This window comes from Amycolatopsis sp. lyj-90 (assembly GCF_046549035.1).
Lineage (GTDB): Bacteria > Actinomycetota > Actinomycetes > Mycobacteriales > Pseudonocardiaceae > Amycolatopsis.
This window is the reverse complement of the sequence record NZ_JAJPWP010000001.1, coordinates 739,045-755,116: the sequence shown is the minus strand read 5'-3', so window position 1 is coordinate 755,116 and position 16,072 is coordinate 739,045. Positions and strand designations below refer to the sequence as shown.

At 69.8% G+C, this 16,072-nt stretch carries 15 protein-coding genes; 9 read left to right on the top strand and 6 right to left on the bottom strand.

What is annotated here, in order from left to right:
• Window positions 1-2 precede the first annotated feature (2 nt).
• The 6 genes from ACLJPX_RS03020 (at window position 3) to ACLJPX_RS02995 (ending at window position 6,621) form a co-directional block, all read left to right on the top strand.
• Entirely contained in the window at window positions 3-1,304 is a 1,302-nt protein-coding gene (locus ACLJPX_RS03020) for an alpha-L-fucosidase (protein ID WP_410598610.1), read from the top strand.
• 13 nt (window positions 1,305-1,317) lie between these two features.
• On the top strand, window positions 1,318-2,760 hold the full coding sequence (locus ACLJPX_RS03015; protein WP_410598609.1) for a chondroitinase-B domain-containing protein: 1,443 nt from the start codon (window positions 1,318-1,320) through the stop codon (window positions 2,758-2,760).
• A 65-nt stretch (window positions 2,761-2,825) separates the two neighbouring features.
• Window positions 2,826-3,863 carry a LacI family DNA-binding transcriptional regulator gene (locus ACLJPX_RS03010; protein WP_410598608.1) on the top strand — a complete coding sequence of 346 codons (1,038 nt, stop codon included), beginning with the start codon at window positions 2,826-2,828 and terminating at the stop codon, window positions 3,861-3,863.
• The gene (locus ACLJPX_RS03005) at window positions 3,860-4,621 is read left to right on the top strand and encodes a sugar phosphate isomerase/epimerase family protein (protein WP_410598607.1); all 762 of its coding nucleotides are present in this window, start codon (window positions 3,860-3,862) and stop codon (window positions 4,619-4,621) included. Before ACLJPX_RS03010 ends, ACLJPX_RS03005 begins: the two co-directional genes overlap by 4 nt.
• The gene (locus tag ACLJPX_RS03000; RefSeq protein ID WP_410598606.1) at window positions 4,618-5,256 is read left to right on the top strand and encodes an SGNH/GDSL hydrolase family protein; all 639 of its coding nucleotides are present in this window, start codon (window positions 4,618-4,620) and stop codon (window positions 5,254-5,256) included. Before ACLJPX_RS03005 ends, ACLJPX_RS03000 begins: the two co-directional genes overlap by 4 nt.
• Before the next feature lie 57 nt (window positions 5,257-5,313).
• Window positions 5,314-6,621 carry a protein kinase domain-containing protein gene (locus tag ACLJPX_RS02995; protein WP_410598605.1) on the top strand — a complete coding sequence of 436 codons (1,308 nt, stop codon included), beginning with the start codon at window positions 5,314-5,316 and terminating at the stop codon, window positions 6,619-6,621.
• Between the two features lie 31 nt (window positions 6,622-6,652).
• Here ACLJPX_RS02995 and ACLJPX_RS02990 read toward each other — a convergent pair whose 3' ends face one another.
• From ACLJPX_RS02990 to ACLJPX_RS02980, 3 genes are all read right to left on the bottom strand, one after another.
• Window positions 6,653-7,675: a LacI family DNA-binding transcriptional regulator gene (locus tag ACLJPX_RS02990; protein WP_410598604.1), complete on the bottom strand. Its 1,023-nt coding sequence runs from the start codon at window positions 7,673-7,675 to the stop codon at window positions 6,653-6,655.
• The gene (locus ACLJPX_RS02985) at window positions 7,676-8,320 is read right to left on the bottom strand and encodes a flavodoxin family protein (protein WP_410598603.1); all 645 of its coding nucleotides are present in this window, start codon (window positions 8,318-8,320) and stop codon (window positions 7,676-7,678) included.
• Window positions 8,321-8,397: 77 nt separating this feature from the next.
• Window positions 8,398-9,102, bottom strand: coding sequence for an alpha/beta fold hydrolase (locus ACLJPX_RS02980; protein WP_410598602.1), 705 nt, complete (start codon window positions 9,100-9,102; stop codon window positions 8,398-8,400).
• Window positions 9,103-9,228: 126 nt separating this feature from the next.
• Between ACLJPX_RS02980 and ACLJPX_RS02975 the strand changes: the two genes are divergently transcribed.
• Complete coding sequence (locus ACLJPX_RS02975) at window positions 9,229-9,789, top strand: TetR/AcrR family transcriptional regulator (protein ID WP_410598601.1); 561 nt, start codon at window positions 9,229-9,231, stop codon at window positions 9,787-9,789.
• On the opposite strand, the gene ACLJPX_RS02970 is transcribed toward ACLJPX_RS02975, so the two are convergent.
• Entirely contained in the window at window positions 9,770-10,222 is a 453-nt protein-coding gene (locus ACLJPX_RS02970; protein WP_410598600.1) for a hypothetical protein, read from the bottom strand. The two genes, ACLJPX_RS02975 and ACLJPX_RS02970, sit on opposite strands and share 20 nt — an antisense overlap.
• 135 nt (window positions 10,223-10,357) lie before the next feature.
• Between ACLJPX_RS02970 and ACLJPX_RS02965 the strand changes: the two genes are divergently transcribed.
• Window positions 10,358-11,941, top strand: coding sequence for an AMP-binding protein (locus tag ACLJPX_RS02965; RefSeq protein WP_410598599.1), 1,584 nt, complete (start codon window positions 10,358-10,360; stop codon window positions 11,939-11,941).
• On the opposite strand, the gene ACLJPX_RS02960 is transcribed toward ACLJPX_RS02965, so the two are convergent.
• Complete coding sequence (locus tag ACLJPX_RS02960; RefSeq protein WP_410598598.1) at window positions 11,877-13,310, bottom strand: M20 family metallopeptidase; 1,434 nt, start codon at window positions 13,308-13,310, stop codon at window positions 11,877-11,879. The two genes, ACLJPX_RS02965 and ACLJPX_RS02960, sit on opposite strands and share 65 nt — an antisense overlap.
• A 112-nt stretch (window positions 13,311-13,422) precedes the next feature.
• Here ACLJPX_RS02960 and ACLJPX_RS02955 point away from each other — a divergent pair, with 112 nt between their 5' ends.
• Entirely contained in the window at window positions 13,423-14,346 is a 924-nt protein-coding gene (locus tag ACLJPX_RS02955; protein WP_410598597.1) for a LysR family transcriptional regulator, read from the top strand.
• Here the strand turns inward: ACLJPX_RS02955 and ACLJPX_RS02950 are convergent.
• On the bottom strand, window positions 14,321-15,904 hold the full coding sequence (locus ACLJPX_RS02950) for an FAD-binding oxidoreductase (RefSeq protein WP_410598596.1): 1,584 nt from the start codon (window positions 15,902-15,904) through the stop codon (window positions 14,321-14,323). The genes ACLJPX_RS02955 and ACLJPX_RS02950 overlap by 26 nt on opposite strands.
• Between the last annotated feature and the right edge of the window lie 168 nt (window positions 15,905-16,072).

Here is a 16,072-nt window from a genome sequence, read left to right as displayed (position 1 = left end):
AAGTGAGTTCCACCGCCTGGTTCACCCACGACCGGTTCGGGATGTTCGTCCACTGGGGACTGTATTCGCTGGCCGCCCGGCACGAATGGGTGCAGAACCGCGAAAAGCTGACTGACGAGCAGTACCGCGTCTACTTCGACCACTTCGAGCCGGACAAGTACGACCCGCGCTCCTGGGCGCGGGCCGCGAAGGACGCGGGCATGACCTACGTCGTGCTCACCACCAAGCACCACGACGGTTTCTGCCTGTGGGACAGCGATCTCACCGACTTCAAGGTGACGAACACGCCCTACGGCAAGGATCTGCTCGGCCCGTTCGTCGACGCCTGCCGCGAAGAAGGTCTCAAGGTCGGCTTCTACCACTCGCTGATCGACTGGCACCATCCCGCGTTCCCCGTCGACGGCACCCATCCCCGCCGTGACGACGCGGAGTACATCGCCGCGCACCAGTACGCCGACATCGCCGAGTACCGGCTCTATCTGCACGGGCAGATCCGCGAACTGCTCACCCGCTTCGGCACGATCGACTACCTGTTCTTCGACTTCTCGTACCTTGGCCGCAAGGAGTGGTGGGGCGGCAAGGGACCGGACGACTGGGACTCCCCCGGCCTGCTCGACCTGGTCCGCGAACTGCAGCCCGGCATCCTGGTCAACGACCGCACCGGCATCCCCGGCGACTTCATCACCCCGGAGCAGTACCAGCCGTCCGGGCCGATGACCCGCGACGGCGTCCCGGTGGTGTGGGAAGCGTGCCAGACCCTCAACGGCAGCTGGGGTTACGACCGCGACAATCTCGACTACAAGAGCCCCGAGCTGCTCATCCGGATGCTGGTCGACGGCGTGTCCAAGGACGGCAACCTGCTGCTCAACGTCGGGCCGAACGGCCGGGGTGAGATCGACCCGCGGGCACACGCGGTCCTCGCCGAACTCGGTCGCTGGATGGACCGGCACGAACGCTCCATCCGCGGTTGCGGTCCTTCCGAGTTCACCGCCCCCGCGGACGGCCGCTACACCCAGCGCGGAGACCGGCTGTACCTGCACCTCTTCAGCTGGCCGATGAACCACGTCCACCTGCCGGGGATGGCCGGGCGGGTGCGCTACGCCCAGTTGCTCGACGACGCCTCGGAAATCCGGCAGGTGCACACCGATCCCGGGCAGACCGCGCAGAACACCCAGATGGGCGGGCAGCCGGAAGGCACGCTCACCCTCAAGCTCCCCATCCGGAAACCGGACACCCCGGTCCCGGTGATCGAGTTGTTCCTGAACACAGAGAGCCCCGCCGCCGCCACCCTCCCCACCGATTGAGCACGGAGGCATCATGGATCGCAGAAGGTTCCTCAGCGGCGCCACTCTCGGCGCCGCGCTGATCACCGTCCCCTGGGTCACCGCGGGAACGGCGTCGGCCAAACCGCAGGGGCTGTGCGCGCTGAACGTCAGCTCGCTGACCGAACTGCAGAACGCCATCAACTCGGCCGCCGCCGGTGCCGTCATCACCCTGAACAACGGCACGTACACCGTGCCCACGGGCAAGCCGATCAGCATCAAGGGCAGGCGCGGCACGAAGGACAACCCGATCACCATCGTCGCGCAGTCCCGCGGCGGCGTGACGCTCAACGGTGAGCAGAGCTTCGTCTTCGACGACTCCACCGGTGTCACGATCAGCGGGTTCAAGTTCCGCCAGAGCACCACGATCGAGATCCCGCCGAACTGTTCGGTGATCCGCCTGACCCGCAACGACTTCCAGCTGGCCGACATCGAAGGCCTGCACTGGGTGATGGTCCGCGCCGACAAGAGCAAGATCGACCGCAACCACTTCCACCACAAGACCACGCTCGGCGTCATGCTCTGCATCGAGGGCGCGGACGAAGACAAGATGGCGTCGGGCGTCGAGGTCTTCCGGAACTACTTCTCCGACCACACCTTCCCCGGCGACAACGGCGGCGAGCCGATCCGGCTCGGTGTCAGCCCGCGTGCGCTGAGCACCGCCGGCGCCAAGATCGAGTTCAACCTCTTCGAACGCGCGAACGGCGACCCGGAGGCGATCTCGGTCAAGTCGTCGGGCAACTTCATCCGCAACAACACCATCCGGAACAGCCTGGGCGGCATCGTGCTGCGCCACGGGAACAAGTCCGTCGTCGAATCCAACTTCATCCTCGGCGGCAAGGAAGGCATCCGGATCTACGGCAACGACCACAAGATCGTCAACAACTACATCGCGGGCCTCTCCAGCAGCGCGCTGGTCGTCGGCAGCGGCTCCGTCCGGGACCACTTCCCGGGTGAGTCGAAGGAATCCCGGCGCGGCAACGACGCGGCGGACCGCGTGCTCATCGCGCACAACACGCTGCTGAACAACAGCGGCACGCTCTCCGGCGAGACCAAACGGACGATCGAACCGCGCGACTGCACGATCTCGGACAACCTCTTCGTCGGCAGCAACGGCGACCTGGTCGCGATGAGCACCACGGGCAACTTCACCTGGTCCGGCAACATCCTGTGGGGTTCGGGCGGGGACGGCAACATCCCGGCGGGCACCTTCCGCCGGATCGACCCGAAGCTCGTGCAGGGCACGGACGGCGTCTCACGGCTCGCCTCGGGCAGCCCCGCGATCGACACGGCGACCCTCGCCACGGCGCCGGTCACTTTGGACATCGACGGCCAGGCCCGTGGCAGCAAGCGTGACGTCGGTGCCGACGAGTACTCGACGGCGGCCATCGCCAACCGGCCGCTCACCACCGCGGACGTCGGCCCCGCCGCTCCGTAGCAAGCCCGGGCTCACGCCGGCGGCCGTCCTCGCCGGCGTGAGCCCGTACCACCCGAGGAGGAACCATGCCGCAGCGTGCCGCGGGTTCGGTCACCCTTGCCGACGTCGCCCGTGAGGCGGGAGTGTCGCTCGCGACGGCGTCGCGAGCGCTCAACGGCGGGACCAGACAGGTCAGCGGGGACCTGCGGGAATCGGTGCTGCGGGCCGCGGAACGGTTGCAGTACACGGCGAACGTGCCCGCGCAGGCGATGGCCCGCGGCCGCGGCAACGTCGTCGGGCTGCTGGTGCACGACATCGTCGACCCGTACTTCTCCTCGATCGCGTCCGGGGTCATGCGCGTGGCCGCCCGGCACGGGCTGACGGTCACCATCGCGAGCACGGAAAACCGCCCCGAGAAGGAGCTCGAGTACGTCACGACGCTGCGCGGGCAACGGGCGCGAGCGGTCATCCTCGCCGGGTCGCGCAACGAGGACACTGCCCTGCAAAGGAATCTGACCAAGGAACTCAAGGCTTTCGAGGCCGCCGACGGGCAGGTCGTGGTGATCGGCCAGCGGAAACTGCCGTTCGACACCGTCATGCTGGAGAACCGGGCCGGGGCGGCGGACCTGGCCGGGCAGCTCGCCGCACTCGGGCATCGCGAGTTCCTCGTCCTCGCTGGGCCACCTGGCCTGATGACCTCGCGAGACCGGGTCCTCGGCTTCCGTGACGGCCTCGCCCGGCAGGGCATCCCGTTGCCCGAGAGCCAGGTACTGCGCGCGGAGTTCACTCGCGACGGCGGTTACGCGGCGATGGTGAGGGCGATCGAGAACGACTTCCGCGGCTGCGTCTTCGCGGTCAACGACGTGATGGCCGTCGGCGCGATGGCCGCCTGTCGCGACCACGGCGTGCTCGTCCCCGCACATATCGCGATCGCGGGATTCGACGACATCATCACCTTGCGCGACATCAGGCCTTCGCTGTCCACCGTGCGCGTCCCGATCGAGCGGATGGGCGAGCGGGCGCTCGACTTCGTCCTCGACACTCGCGCCGACAACCCTCGCGTCCTGCCGATCACCGGCGAGGTCGTGCTGCGGGAAAGTACTCGACTGTTGGAGGGAAAATGATCCGCCCGGGACTGTGTTCGGTGACGCTGCGGCGGCTGGACGCCGACGAGGTCGCCCGCCGTGCCGAGGAGGCGGGGCTGCAGGTGATCGAGTGGGGTGCCGACGTCCATGTCCGCCCCGGCGACGACTGGGCGGCCGACCGCGCGTTCGAGGCCATGACACGGCACGGGCTGGCCTGCGATTCCTACGGATCCTACTTCCGCGCCACCCCGATGGAGGCCGGGAAGTTCGGCGACATCGCCGCCACCGCGGCCCGGCTCGGCGCCTCGCGAATCCGGGTATGGGCGGGCAAAGCGGGCTCCGCGGACGTCGACCCCGAAGAACGTGAGCAGGTCGTCGCCGGTCTCCGCGAGGCCGCCGACGTCGCGAACGAACACGGCCTGGAAGTCGCGCTGGAGTTCCACGGCGGCACACTGACCGACACCGCCGATTCGACGGTCCAACTGCTGGAGGAGGTCGGCCGCGACAACCTCGGCACCTACTGGCAGCCGCCGCAGGATCTTCCGGACGAGCAGGCGCTGGCGGGGCTGGAAGTGGTCCTCGACCGGGTTCGCGCGGTGCACGTGTTCTCGTGGTGGCCCAGCAACGAACGGCACCCGCTGACCGCCAGGACGGAGCTGTGGACGCGCGCGTTCGGGCTGCTCGCGAAGACGGGACGGCCGCTCGACGCGCTGCTGGAGTTCGTCCCGGACAACGATCCGGACCTGATCCCCGGCGAGGCCGACTCCCTGCGCAAGCTGATCGAGGCGGGCTCGTGAGGTTCACCGAAGCCGACCGGCTGCTGTTCGCGGGCGATTCGATCACCGACTCCAGCCGCGACCGCGCCGATCCCGCGTCGCTGGGCAAGGGGTATGTCCGGCAGATCGCCGAGTTCCTGCCCGACGGGCCGGAAGTGCTGAACAAGGGACTCAACGGCAACCGGATCTACGATCTGGAAGCCCGCTGGACCACCGACGTCCTCGCGCTGCGCCCGACGGTGCTGACCGTGAAGATCGGCATCAACGACACGTGGCGGACCTTCGACCGTGGCCTGCCGAGCCCGATCGGGAAGTTCCGGGGCGCCTACCGCAGGCTGCTGTCAGGCGCACGACAGCACCTTCCGGCCGAGTTGTACGTGATCACCCCGTTCCTGCTGCCGGTGGAACCGGAGCAACGCGACTGGGTGGCCGATCTGGCGCCCCGGATCGAGGTCGCGCTGGAAGTGGCGGCCGAGTTCGGTGCTCGCCTGGTCCGCGCGGATCTGTTCATGCCGCGGGCGGCCGAAGAACACGGGGCAGCGACGCTGGCCCCGGACGGCGTCCACCCCAGCCCGCTCGGCCATCGGCTCCTCGCCGAAGCCTGGCTCACGGCGGCCGGTGCGCCGGTCGAGGAGGCTCCACGCCCTAGCCGATAAAGTCGTCCCCGTGAACCGGACCGCCATCGGATCCGTGTTCGGCGCAAAGGGGGCGGCGTGACACGAGAAGGTGAGCTCGTCGCCGGGCGCTACCGGCTGGAGCGCAAGGTCGGCCGGGGCGCGATGGGCGTCGTGTGGCGGGCGCGGGACGAACGGCTCGGCCGGACGGTCGCGGTCAAGCAACTGCTGCCGGACAACTCGCCGGACGACGCCCCGTTCCGTTCGATCGTGCGCGCGATGCGGGAGGCCAGGGTCGCCGCGAGGCTCAAGCATCCGCACGCCGTCACCGTGTACGACGTCGCGGAGCAGGACGGAACCCCGTTCCTGGTCATGGAGTTCCTGCCGTCCCGGCCGCTGACGGACCTCCTCGCGGACGACGGTCCGCTCCCGGCGGGCCGGGTGGCGGAACTCGGCGCGCAGATCGCCTCGGCGCTGGCCGCGGCCCACGCGGACGGGATCCTGCACCGGGACGTCACGCCCAACAACGTGCTGATCACCGAGGACGGCCGGGCGAAGATCGCCGACTTCGGCCTGTCCCACGCCACCGGCGAAGGGACCATGACCGGCGGCGGCCTCGTCGTCGGCACTCCGGCGTTCCTCTCCCCCGAGGTCGCCGACGGCGAGGAGCCCGGCTACCCGTCGGACGTCTTCTCCCTCGGTGCCACACTCTACACCGTGCTGGAAGGCGCGCCGCCGTTCGGCACCGACGGCAACCAGATCGCGCTCCTCAAACGGGTCGCCCGCGGCGAGTTCACCGCGCCGCGGACCACCGGCCCGCTCACGGACGTCCTGCTGCGGCTGCTCCGGCGCGATCCCGCGGAACGGCCGGACATGGCCGAAGCCGAGCGGATGCTCACCGCGGTCGCCGACGGCCGCCCGGCGATCCTGTCCGGCACGAAACGGCTTCCCGCGCCCACCCGCCGCTCACGGTTGCCGTTCGCCATCGCGGGCGGCGTGGTGGTGGCGGGAGGTGTCCTGGCGGGGATCCTCCTGTTCGACGGCGACACCCCCGACGCCCCGGCGGCGGCCGCTCCACCCGCGAGCACGGTGGCGGAGAAGCCGGTGTGCGAAGCGAGCTACGAGGTGACCAACCGCTGGCCCGGCGGCTCGGAGATCCGGGTGTCCGTGCGGAACTCCCAGGACACACGGCTCACCGGCTGGGAGGTGAGCTGGACTCTGCCGCCCGGGACCCGCATCGCCAATCTGTGGAACGGTTCCCTGGCCCAGGACGGCGACCGCGTGCGCGTGTCCGAACTCGACTGGAACGCGGTCCTGCCCGCCGGCGGGACGACCACCTTCGGCTTCATCTCGACCACCGGCGACGACGGCGGGGACGCGCCGGTCGCGGTGTGCCGGAGTTCCTGAGCCAAGCTCGGGACCTATCGCAACCAGAGGACTACTTGCGATTGGTGGATTCCCGCGCGTTCAGCCGCACGGGCACCTCGATCCGGCGCGGCCCACCCTCCGGCGTGCCGCCCTCGATGAGGTCCATCAACGCCGTCGCCGCGCGGCCGCCCACCTCACGCGGGTGGACGAACATCCCGGTCACCTGCGGCGAAGTGAGCCGCAGCGAACCGCTGTCCACCGCGCTGCAGATCCCGAGTTCTCCCGGGACCGCGAGCCGACGGCGACGAGCCTCGTGGAGTACGCCGAGGGCGAGGTTCTCCGACGTCGTGAAAACGGCGTCCGGGCACACACGCCGATCGAGCAGCCTGCCCAAGGCTTCGGCCGTGCCTTCGGTGGTCGGTGGTTCGTCGATCTCGGCCACCACCGGCTCCAGCCCCCGGTCTTCCGCCCAGCCGGTGTATCCCGCGACGAGGTCGGCCGCGTAGGAGCGGCTGGTGTCGGTGGTGATCATGGCCGGTCGCTCGTAACCGTTGTCCGCCAGGTGATCCAGCATCAGCCGGGCGGCCGCGACCAGGTCGTTGTCGACGACGACCGGTACCGGGCACGGCGCGGCCAGCGGGCGGCCGGTGGTCACCAGTGGCCGGTCGCGGCACCAGCCCGTGGCGAAGAACGGCTCGTCGCCGCGGGGATCGACGAGGATGGCGCCGTCGACGGCGAAGGCGTTCAGCCGGTCGAGATCGGCGTCCGGCGGCGTGAGAAGCAGGGCGTACGACCGTTTCGACGCGGCTTCGGCCGCCCCGTTGAGGACTTCGAGGAAGTAGTCCGAGTTCGGCACGAGCGCACAAGCGCTGCTCGCGTCGACCGAATTCGCGAGCTGGATCGCCAGGGTCCGGCTGCGCCGGGTGACCAACTGCTGGGCGTGGACGCTGGCCTGGTAACCGAGTTCCGCCGCCGCCCGCGCGACTCGCCGCCGGGTGTCCTCGGAGATCCGGCCCTGCCCGCTGAGCACGTGGGACACGGTGGTGATCGAGACCCCCGCGGCGGCGGCGACGTCACGGATGGTCGGCGACACTCATGCCTCCACGGGCGGTCCCCAAACGCGGTTCGGCCGGTCGGTGTCCAGCCGATAGTCGGTGACGTGGGCGTCGCCCAGCCTACGTCCGAGGTCGGCCGCCGCCTCCAGCGGCCGCGCGGGATCGCGCTCGACCTCGCCCCGGCTGTTGCCGACGCCGACCACGATCCCGGCGAGGTCCTGACGGAGGTATCGGGTGAGCTCCTGGAACTGGGCTTCGAGGCCGAGTGTCGCGCCGCGATAGCTCTCCTCGCAGGAGATCAGCACCGCGGCGCGTTTGCCCATCAGCCCCGGCACGACCTCGGCGGTATGCGGCGAACTGCCGGACGTGTAACAGAAAAGCCGGTCGAAGAAGGACTTGAGCCGCCCGGTCATGCCGTACCAGTGCAGCGGCGTCGCGTACACGATCGCGTCCGCCGGGAGCACGTGGTCGAACAGCAGGCGCTCGTAGCCGTCGGCGATCCCGCAGGACCGGTCGCTCAGCCGGCAACCACGGCAGTCCCCCAGCGGCGACTCGACGAAATCGGAGAGGTGGGCGAAGCCGACCGTGTGCCCGGCTTCTTCCGCCCCCTTGGCCAGCGCTTGGGCGAGTGCCCAGGAATTGCCTTCACGACGCGGGCTCGAATCGAGCACCAAGACCTTCACGTGGTTCTCCCCGGAGAGACTGCAAAAACGCTTTTGCAGTCTCTCCGGCGGAGGTTTCCCCTGTCAAGCGGCCGAGGTCAGGCGACCTTGGCTGCCGCCGCGAGGATGACCTCCGCGACGACGTCCGGCCGTGCCACCGAGACGGCGTGCGAGGCCCCGACCCGGGTGACCTCCGAACCGGCGCGCTCGGACATGAACGCCTGCGCGGCGGCGGGGATCGCGTGGTCCTGCTCGGCGATCAGCGCCCAGGACGGCACGTTCTTCCACGCCGGCTCGCCGTCGAACGGCGTGGCGAGCGCGCGCTCGGTGACCGGACGCTGGGTGACCGCCATGACGTCGGCGGTCTCCGCGGGGACGTCGGCCGCGAACACGTCCGAGAAGCTCTCGGGCTTGATCGAGAGCTCACCCTGCGAGGCGAGGACGTTCGTGGTGTCCGGGCCGAGCTTGCTTCCCTCGAACCGGCCGGACAGCTCGAACACGCTCTCCCCCGCGTCCGGCTGGAAGGCGGCGATGTAGACGAGCGCCTTCACGTTCGATGCCGCCGCGGCCGCACGGCTGATCACGACGCCACCGTAGGAGTGCCCGGCCAGCACGACGGGGCCGTCCACGCCGTTGACGACGTCGGCGACGTACTCCGCGTCGGACTCGATCCCGCGCAGCGGGTTCGACGCCGCCAGCACCCGGTAGCCCTGCTCGCGCAGCTTCGGGACGACGCCGTTCCAGCTGGACGAGTCGGCGAAAGCACCGTGGACCAGGATGACGGTGGGCTTCTGGTTGCTCATGGTGGCTCCTTCAGAGCTAGGGAGAATGATCGGTCTTTCTCCATGAACCATGCTCGCCGCGGATGCCTTCCGCAACGTGACGAAGGCGACCTGGTGGAATGACCGTTCTTTCTCTAAGGTGGGGCCATGCCGACTGTCGACCGGGACGTTCACCCGAAGGTCAGGCTGCTCGAGACCGCTTCACGCCTGTTCTACGCCGAGGGCATCCACGCCGTCGGGGTGGAGCGCCTGGTCTCCGAGGCGGCCGTCACCCGGGCGACCTTCTATCGCCACTACCCCACCAAGGACGACCTCGTCGCCGCGTACCTGAGCGCCACGAGCGAGCAGATCCGCGCGGGCGTCGGCGCGGTGACGCGCGGCAAACCCGCCCGCGAAGCGCTGCTCGCCGCGCTGGGCATCGTCGGCGACCGGACGCTCGACGACGACTTCCGCGGCTGCCAGTTCCTCAACGCGGCCGCCGAGTACCCCGATCCCGCGCACCAGGTCCGCCAGGTCATCGACGACCACCGGGACTGGTTCTTCGGCGTGCTTCGCGACCTGGCGCGCGACGCCGGTCATGCCGACCCCGAGCACGCCGCCCGCGCCCTCGTCCTCCTTCGCGACGGCGCGCTGCACGGCGGAAGCCTCGACGACGCCGAAACCGTGCGCACGACCTTGCGCCGCGCGGTCACCGACGTCGTGAGCTGACCTTCCTCGCGGCCGCGTTCCGGACCCGCTTGGTCCGGCCGCGCTCGGCTAGGACGGCCAGCGCTTCCGCCGAGGCGGAGCTTTCGGAAACCTTGCGCTGCAGCCAATCCGTGGCTTCGGTCAGGTCTTCCGTCCGCCACGGCGCGCCGAGCACGATCGCGCGGAACAGCGTCCACTCCCCCAGCCTGCGCACCAGGAACGGGCGATCTTCGATCAGCTCCGCGATCGTCTCCGACCAGGCCGGATACGACGGCAGAGGGTGCAGCGCCGCGGCCCTGGCATCGATGTGCCCGGCGATCGCCGCTTCCACCATCACGCGGTCGGGATCGTCGAGCACGGCGCCCACCAAAGCGGCCTCGTCGTGCTCGGATACCGCCGCCAAAGCGAGCCGATGGCGTTCATAGCGCGCGTGTTCGGGCGGTTCGTCGTCCACAGGGGACATTCTGCCCGTTCTTGTCCCTGTCTTGTCCGCCGCCGTCGTCACGGACAGGACATCGCGCCTTCTCGACGGTCGTAACAAGTGCTACCTTCGCGGAAGGGGGCACGGCCGGACCGAGGAGCGGCGACGATGAGGCTTTCTCCCAGCGCGCACGTCGACCCGTTCTGCCGTGACCGGCTGCCGCCCGCGGACCAGTGGCCCCGGCTGGAGTTCGACCTCCCCGAACTGCGCTATCCCGACAGGCTGAACGCCGCGACAGCGCTGCTCGACGACACCGTCGCGCGCTTCGGCCCGGATCGGCCATGCCTCCTGTCCCCCGCCGAAACGTGGACGTACGGCGACGTCCTGGCCCGCGCCAACCGGATCGCGCAAGTTCTCGTCAACGACTTCGGGGTGGTTCCGGGAAACCGCGTACTCCTGCGGGGCGCCAACACGCCGTGGCTCGCGGCGGCGTGGCTGGCCGTGCTCAAGGCGGGCGCGGTGGCGGTCACGACCATGCCGATGCTGCGCCGCGCCGAACTCGACAAGATCGTCGGCCGCGCGCAGCCCGCGATCGCCGTCTGCGACGAACGCCTGCTGGACGAACTCCCGCCCGAACTGCCCGTCGTGTCCTACGGGACGGACCTCGCCGCCCGCGCGGACCGGTATCCGGCGACCTTCGCCGACGTCCCGACCGCGGCCGACGACGTCGCCCTGCTCGCCTTCACCTCCGGTACGACGGGATCCCCGAAGGCGACGATGCACTTCCACCGCGACCTGCTCGCGATCGCCGACACCTTCTCCCGGCACATCGTGCGCCCGGCGTCCGGCGATCTGTTCTGTGGCACGCCACCGCTGGCCTTCACCTTCGGCCTCGGCGGGCTGCTGGTCTTCCCGTTGCGAGCGGGCGCGGCCACGCTCCTGGTGGAACGCGCCACTCCGGCGGAGCTCGCCGCCCTCGTCGCCGAGAAGGGCGTCACCGTCCTCTTCACCGCTCCGACCGCATACCGGGCGATCCTCAACTCCGGCGGCGGACGACTCCTGTCCGGTGTCCGCCGGGCGGTGTCGGCGGGCGAATCGCTCCCCGCCCACGTGGCCGAGCAGTACCGCGAAGTCGTCGGCCGTCCGCTCATCGACGGGCTCGGCAGCACCGAGATGTTGCACGTGTTCATCTCCGCCGCAGACGACGATGCGCGTCCCGGCGCGACTGGGAAGGCGGTACCCGGCTACCAGGCCGTGATCCTCGACGTCGACGGGTCACCCGTGCCGGACGGCACTCCCGGGTTCCTCGCCGTCCGAGGCCCGACAGGTTGCCGCTACCTCGAAGACCCTCGTCAGCGTGACTACGTCCGCGACGGCTGGAACATCACCGGCGACACCTACGTCCGCGACTCCGACGGTTACTTCACGTTCGTCGCGCGGAGCGACGACATGATCATCTCGTCGGGGTACAACATCGCCGCCCCCGAGGTCGAAGAAGTCCTGCTCACGCATCCCGATGTCGCGGAATGCGCGGTGATCGGGACGCCGGACCCGGATCGCGGATCGGTCGTGACGGCGTTCGTCGTGCTTCAGCCCGGTGCCGAGCGGGGATCGCGCCTCGCACAGGCGTTGCAGGACCACGCGAAGGCGACAGCGGCGCCGTACAAGTACCCGCGGCGGGTCCGGTTCATCGAGGCGCTGCCCCGGAACGCGAGCGGGAAACTTCAGCGGTACCTGTTGCGGGAGCTGTGAACCGGCCGAGCGCGTGGAACAGGGTGGTGGCGAGCACGAGGCCTTCCCTGACGATCGGTGCGAGCAGATGCTCGTCGGGCGCGTGTTGCAGGCAGCCCGGATAGGAATGCGGCAGCCACAGGGTCGCGATGCCGAGGATGTCGGTGAACACGTGGTTGGGCAGGCCGCCGCCGAAACTCGGCAGGATCGCCACCGGCCGGTCGGAAACCTCGTCGAGGACGCCCTTCGCCCAGCCCACCCACGGGTTCCCGACCGGGGTGCGGCTGGCCTGGAAACTCGCTTCGACGGTGACCTCGACCATCGAAAACCCGTGCGAGGCCAGATGTTTCCTGATCGTGTCCGCGACGTCCGAGACCTCGGTCCCGGCGACGTAGCGAAGTTGCAGTACCGCGCGGGCCTTGCCGGGGATGGCGTTGACGGGCCGGTCGATGTCGCCGGCTCCCAGTGAAAGGACTTCGAGGGTGTTCCAGCCGTAGAGCCGTTCGGCGGCCGAAAGCCCGGTGTCGCCCCAGCTTTCCTCCAGCGCAGGATCTCCCGGATTTCCGGCGATCCGGATCTCCGCGAGCGCCTCGCGGACGCTGCCGGGGAGTTCGGGCGGCAGGAGACCGGGCACCCGGATGCGGCCGTGCCCGTCGACGAGGCAGGCGATCGCCCCGGTGAGGGTGGTGGCGGGGTTGCGCAGCACGCCACCCCAGTTCCCCGAGTGATAGGCGTCGGGGCGCAGGTCGACGTCGAGCGAGATCCGGACGGCGCCGCGCGCGCCGAGGAACACCGTCGGCGTCGCCGCGTCCAGCCGCGGGCCGTCCGAGGCGATGAGGACGTCGGCGCCGAGTGCCTGCGACTGCGCCGCGACGAACTCACCGAGACCGGGTGAACCGATCTCCTCTCCGGTCTCGAACAGGAACTTGAGGTTGAACCCGAGCGAGCCCGTTTCGGCGAGGAGCAGCCTGAGCGCGGTCAGGTTGATCAGGTGCTGCCCCTTGTTGTCCGCCGAGCCGCGGCCGTACCAGCGCTCACCGTCGGCGGTCAGCGTCCACGGGTCGCGGCCCTCGCTCCACCGCCCATCGTGGCCGGTGACGACGTCGGCGTGGCCGTAGCACAGGACGGTCGGAAGCTCCGGCGACTCGATCCGGGTGCCGATCAGGAAGGGACCACCGGCGGGGTCGGGGTTGGGATACCGCCGCACCGAGCAGCCGAGCCCCGTCAAGGCCGGGGTCAGTACCTCGTCCAGGTATGCCTTGATGGCAACGCGACCGTCCGGATGGTCGCTCACGGTCGGGTACCGGACCAGTTTGGCGAGTTCGGCGAAGAAGGCGCCCGAGTCCACGTGTTCTTGGGCCTTCGAAACCAGTTCCGCAGGGGTGGGCACGTTCTCTCCCGATTCGTTCGCCGAGTGTCGAGGAGAGCGTAGGCCGGTTCGCCCTACACTGACCATTGCCGTTTACGGTGCCCTGCGTTCTGATCGAGGCAAAGGAAGTCCCATGCGCCTGCTGCCGATCGCGCTGACGTACTTCCTCGAAGTCGCCCGCACCGGCTCGGTGTCCGAAGCGGCGGCCGAACTGACGGTCGCGCCGTCGGCGATCAGCCGTCAGATCGCGAAACTCGAAGCCGGGATCGGGGTACCGCTGTTCGTCCGGCATCCGCGGGGCATGGAGCCGACCGACGCCGGGAACCGGCTGCTCGACCACGTCCGCCGCAGCGAAGCCGAATCGGCTGTCCTCGTCGGCGAACTTCGCACCGGGCGGGGGTTTCACGCCCGTTCGCTCACCGTCGCCTGCTCGGAGGGGTTCGCCCGCAGGGTCGTGCCCCAGGCGATCGCCGCCTTCCGCCGCGAGCACGACGTCACCTTCCACATCGACGTCGTCAGCCGGGAAGAAGCCACCCGGCGCGTGCTCGACGGCGCGGCCGACGTCGCCGTCACCTTCACAACCGGACCGCAGCACGGCGTGCGGGTCGAAAGCGCCGTCGTCGTCCCGGTGTACGCGATCGTCCCGCTCGGCCATCCGCTGACCGGCCGCGACTCCCTCGGGCTCGCCGAACTGTGCGAGCATCCCCTCGCCTTGCCGTCGCAGGGCCAAAGCCTGCGCGACCTGTTCGACATCGCCACCCGGATCGAGAACCTCGCGGCGCGTCCGGTGCTGGTGTGCGACGAACTGAGCTCGAAGTACGAGTTCGTCCGTTGCGGCGGCGGGATCGCGCTCGTCGGCGGACTCGGCGACATCGAGCAGGACGCGGCCACCGAAGGAGTGGCCTACGTCCTTCTCGACAACGCCGTGTTCCGCAAACGCGAAGCCCAGGTGCAGACCATGGCGGGTCGGACGTTGTCCTTGGCCGCCTTGCGGTTCACCACGCTGCTGACCTCGTTCGTCCGTCCGCCGGTCAGCGGATCAGCACCCCGGGATTGAGGATTCCGGCCGGATCGAGCGCGGATTTGGCCGCGGTGAGCGCGGCCGCGAACGGATCGGGACGCTGCCGGTCGTACCAGGGCCGGTGGTCGCGGCCGACGGCGTGGTGATGGGTGATCGTGCCGCCGTGGCCCGCGATCGCCTCGGAGACGGCGGCCTTGATCTCGTCCCACTGCGCGACCGTGCTCCCCCAGCGCCCGGCGGCGTAGATCCCGTAGTAGGGCGCGGGGCCGTCGGGGTAGACGTGGGTGAAGCGGCACGTGACGACACCGGCACCGCCGCAGACCTCGTCGATCGCGGCGCGGGCCGCCGAGGTGATCGCGGCGTGGAATTCCTCGAAGCCGTCCCACGTACACGCGGTCTCGAAGGTCTCCACGATCAGCGACCTGCGGGCCAGCGCGTCACGCTGGTAGGGCATCCGCAAGAACGACGAGCGCCACGTCGAGGCACTGTCCTGGCGAGAGGAATCCTTGCCGCGCCTGGTTTTCACGATGCCCCCGTGCCCGGTGGCCAGCTCCAGCGCGCGATCCAGCCAGGTGTCGACCGGATGATCGGCGGACTCGAACGCGACCAAGAGCAAACCCCCGCCGACGCTCGCGCCCGCGTTGATGAAGGCCTCGGCCGGGTCGAGGAGGCGGCAATTCGACGGATACAGCCCGGACTGCGCGATCGCCCGGGTGGCGGCGACCGCGTCCTCCTGCCGTTCGAAGGCGACCGACGCGGTGACCTGCCAGACGGGGCGGTCCTGCAGGCGCATCCAGGCCTCGGTGATCACCCCGAGCGTGCCCTCGGAACCGAGGAACATCCGGTCCGGCGAGGGACCGGCACCCGAACCCGGCAGGCGTCGCGATTCGCTGATCCCGGCCGGGGTGACGACGCGCAGCGACTCGGTGAGATCGTCGATATGCGTGGCGAGCGTGGCGAAATGCCCGCCCGCGCGGGTGGCGAGCCAGCCGCCGAGCGTGGAATGGGCGAACGACTGCGGGAAGTGCCGCAGGGTCAGGCCCAGCGGGCGAAGGCGGTCTTCCAGAGCGGGCCCGAAGATCCCGGCCTGGATCCGGGCCGCGCGGCTGACCGTGTCCACTTCGAGCACGGTGTCGAGACCGGCCAGATCCATCGAGATGGCCGGACCGTCGAAGCGCGGTTCGACCCCGCCGACCACGGAACTGCCGCCACCGTAAGGAATCAGCGGGATGCCGGAGGCCGTGCACCAGTCGAGGAGGTCGACGACGTCCTGTTCCGTACGCGGCCGGGCGACCAGATCCGGGACGTGGTCGAGCCGGCCGAGCAGGTTCCGCACGACGTCACGGAAGGCCTTGCCCCGGGCGTGGGACAACCTGTCGACGGGAACGTCGCTGCACAACGCGGCGAGCGCCGCGGGCGGGCGGATCCGCGAGGCCGGGACGCCGAGTTCCGAAGGTTCCGGCGGGGCGTGCTCGGTGAAATCGTGCCCGGGCAGGACACCCGACGTGCGGGCGACCAGTGCGTCGGACTCTTCCCGGGTCAAGGCTTCGGCGGTGTTCCCCCAGCCCCACCAGGACCGTTCTCCGGCCGGCATCGGCGCCTCCGTTCGATCTGACTCCCCAGTAAGTTACTTATCGGTCAGTTATCGTGTCAACGCGTGGCGCGTCGCGCAGCCCATATCGAACCCGGTCCAGGTGATCGCGAGTGGCGATTCGGGGTGAGGGCCAAGGGTGTCTTGGCCATCTACCAACCTCTGGCTGCG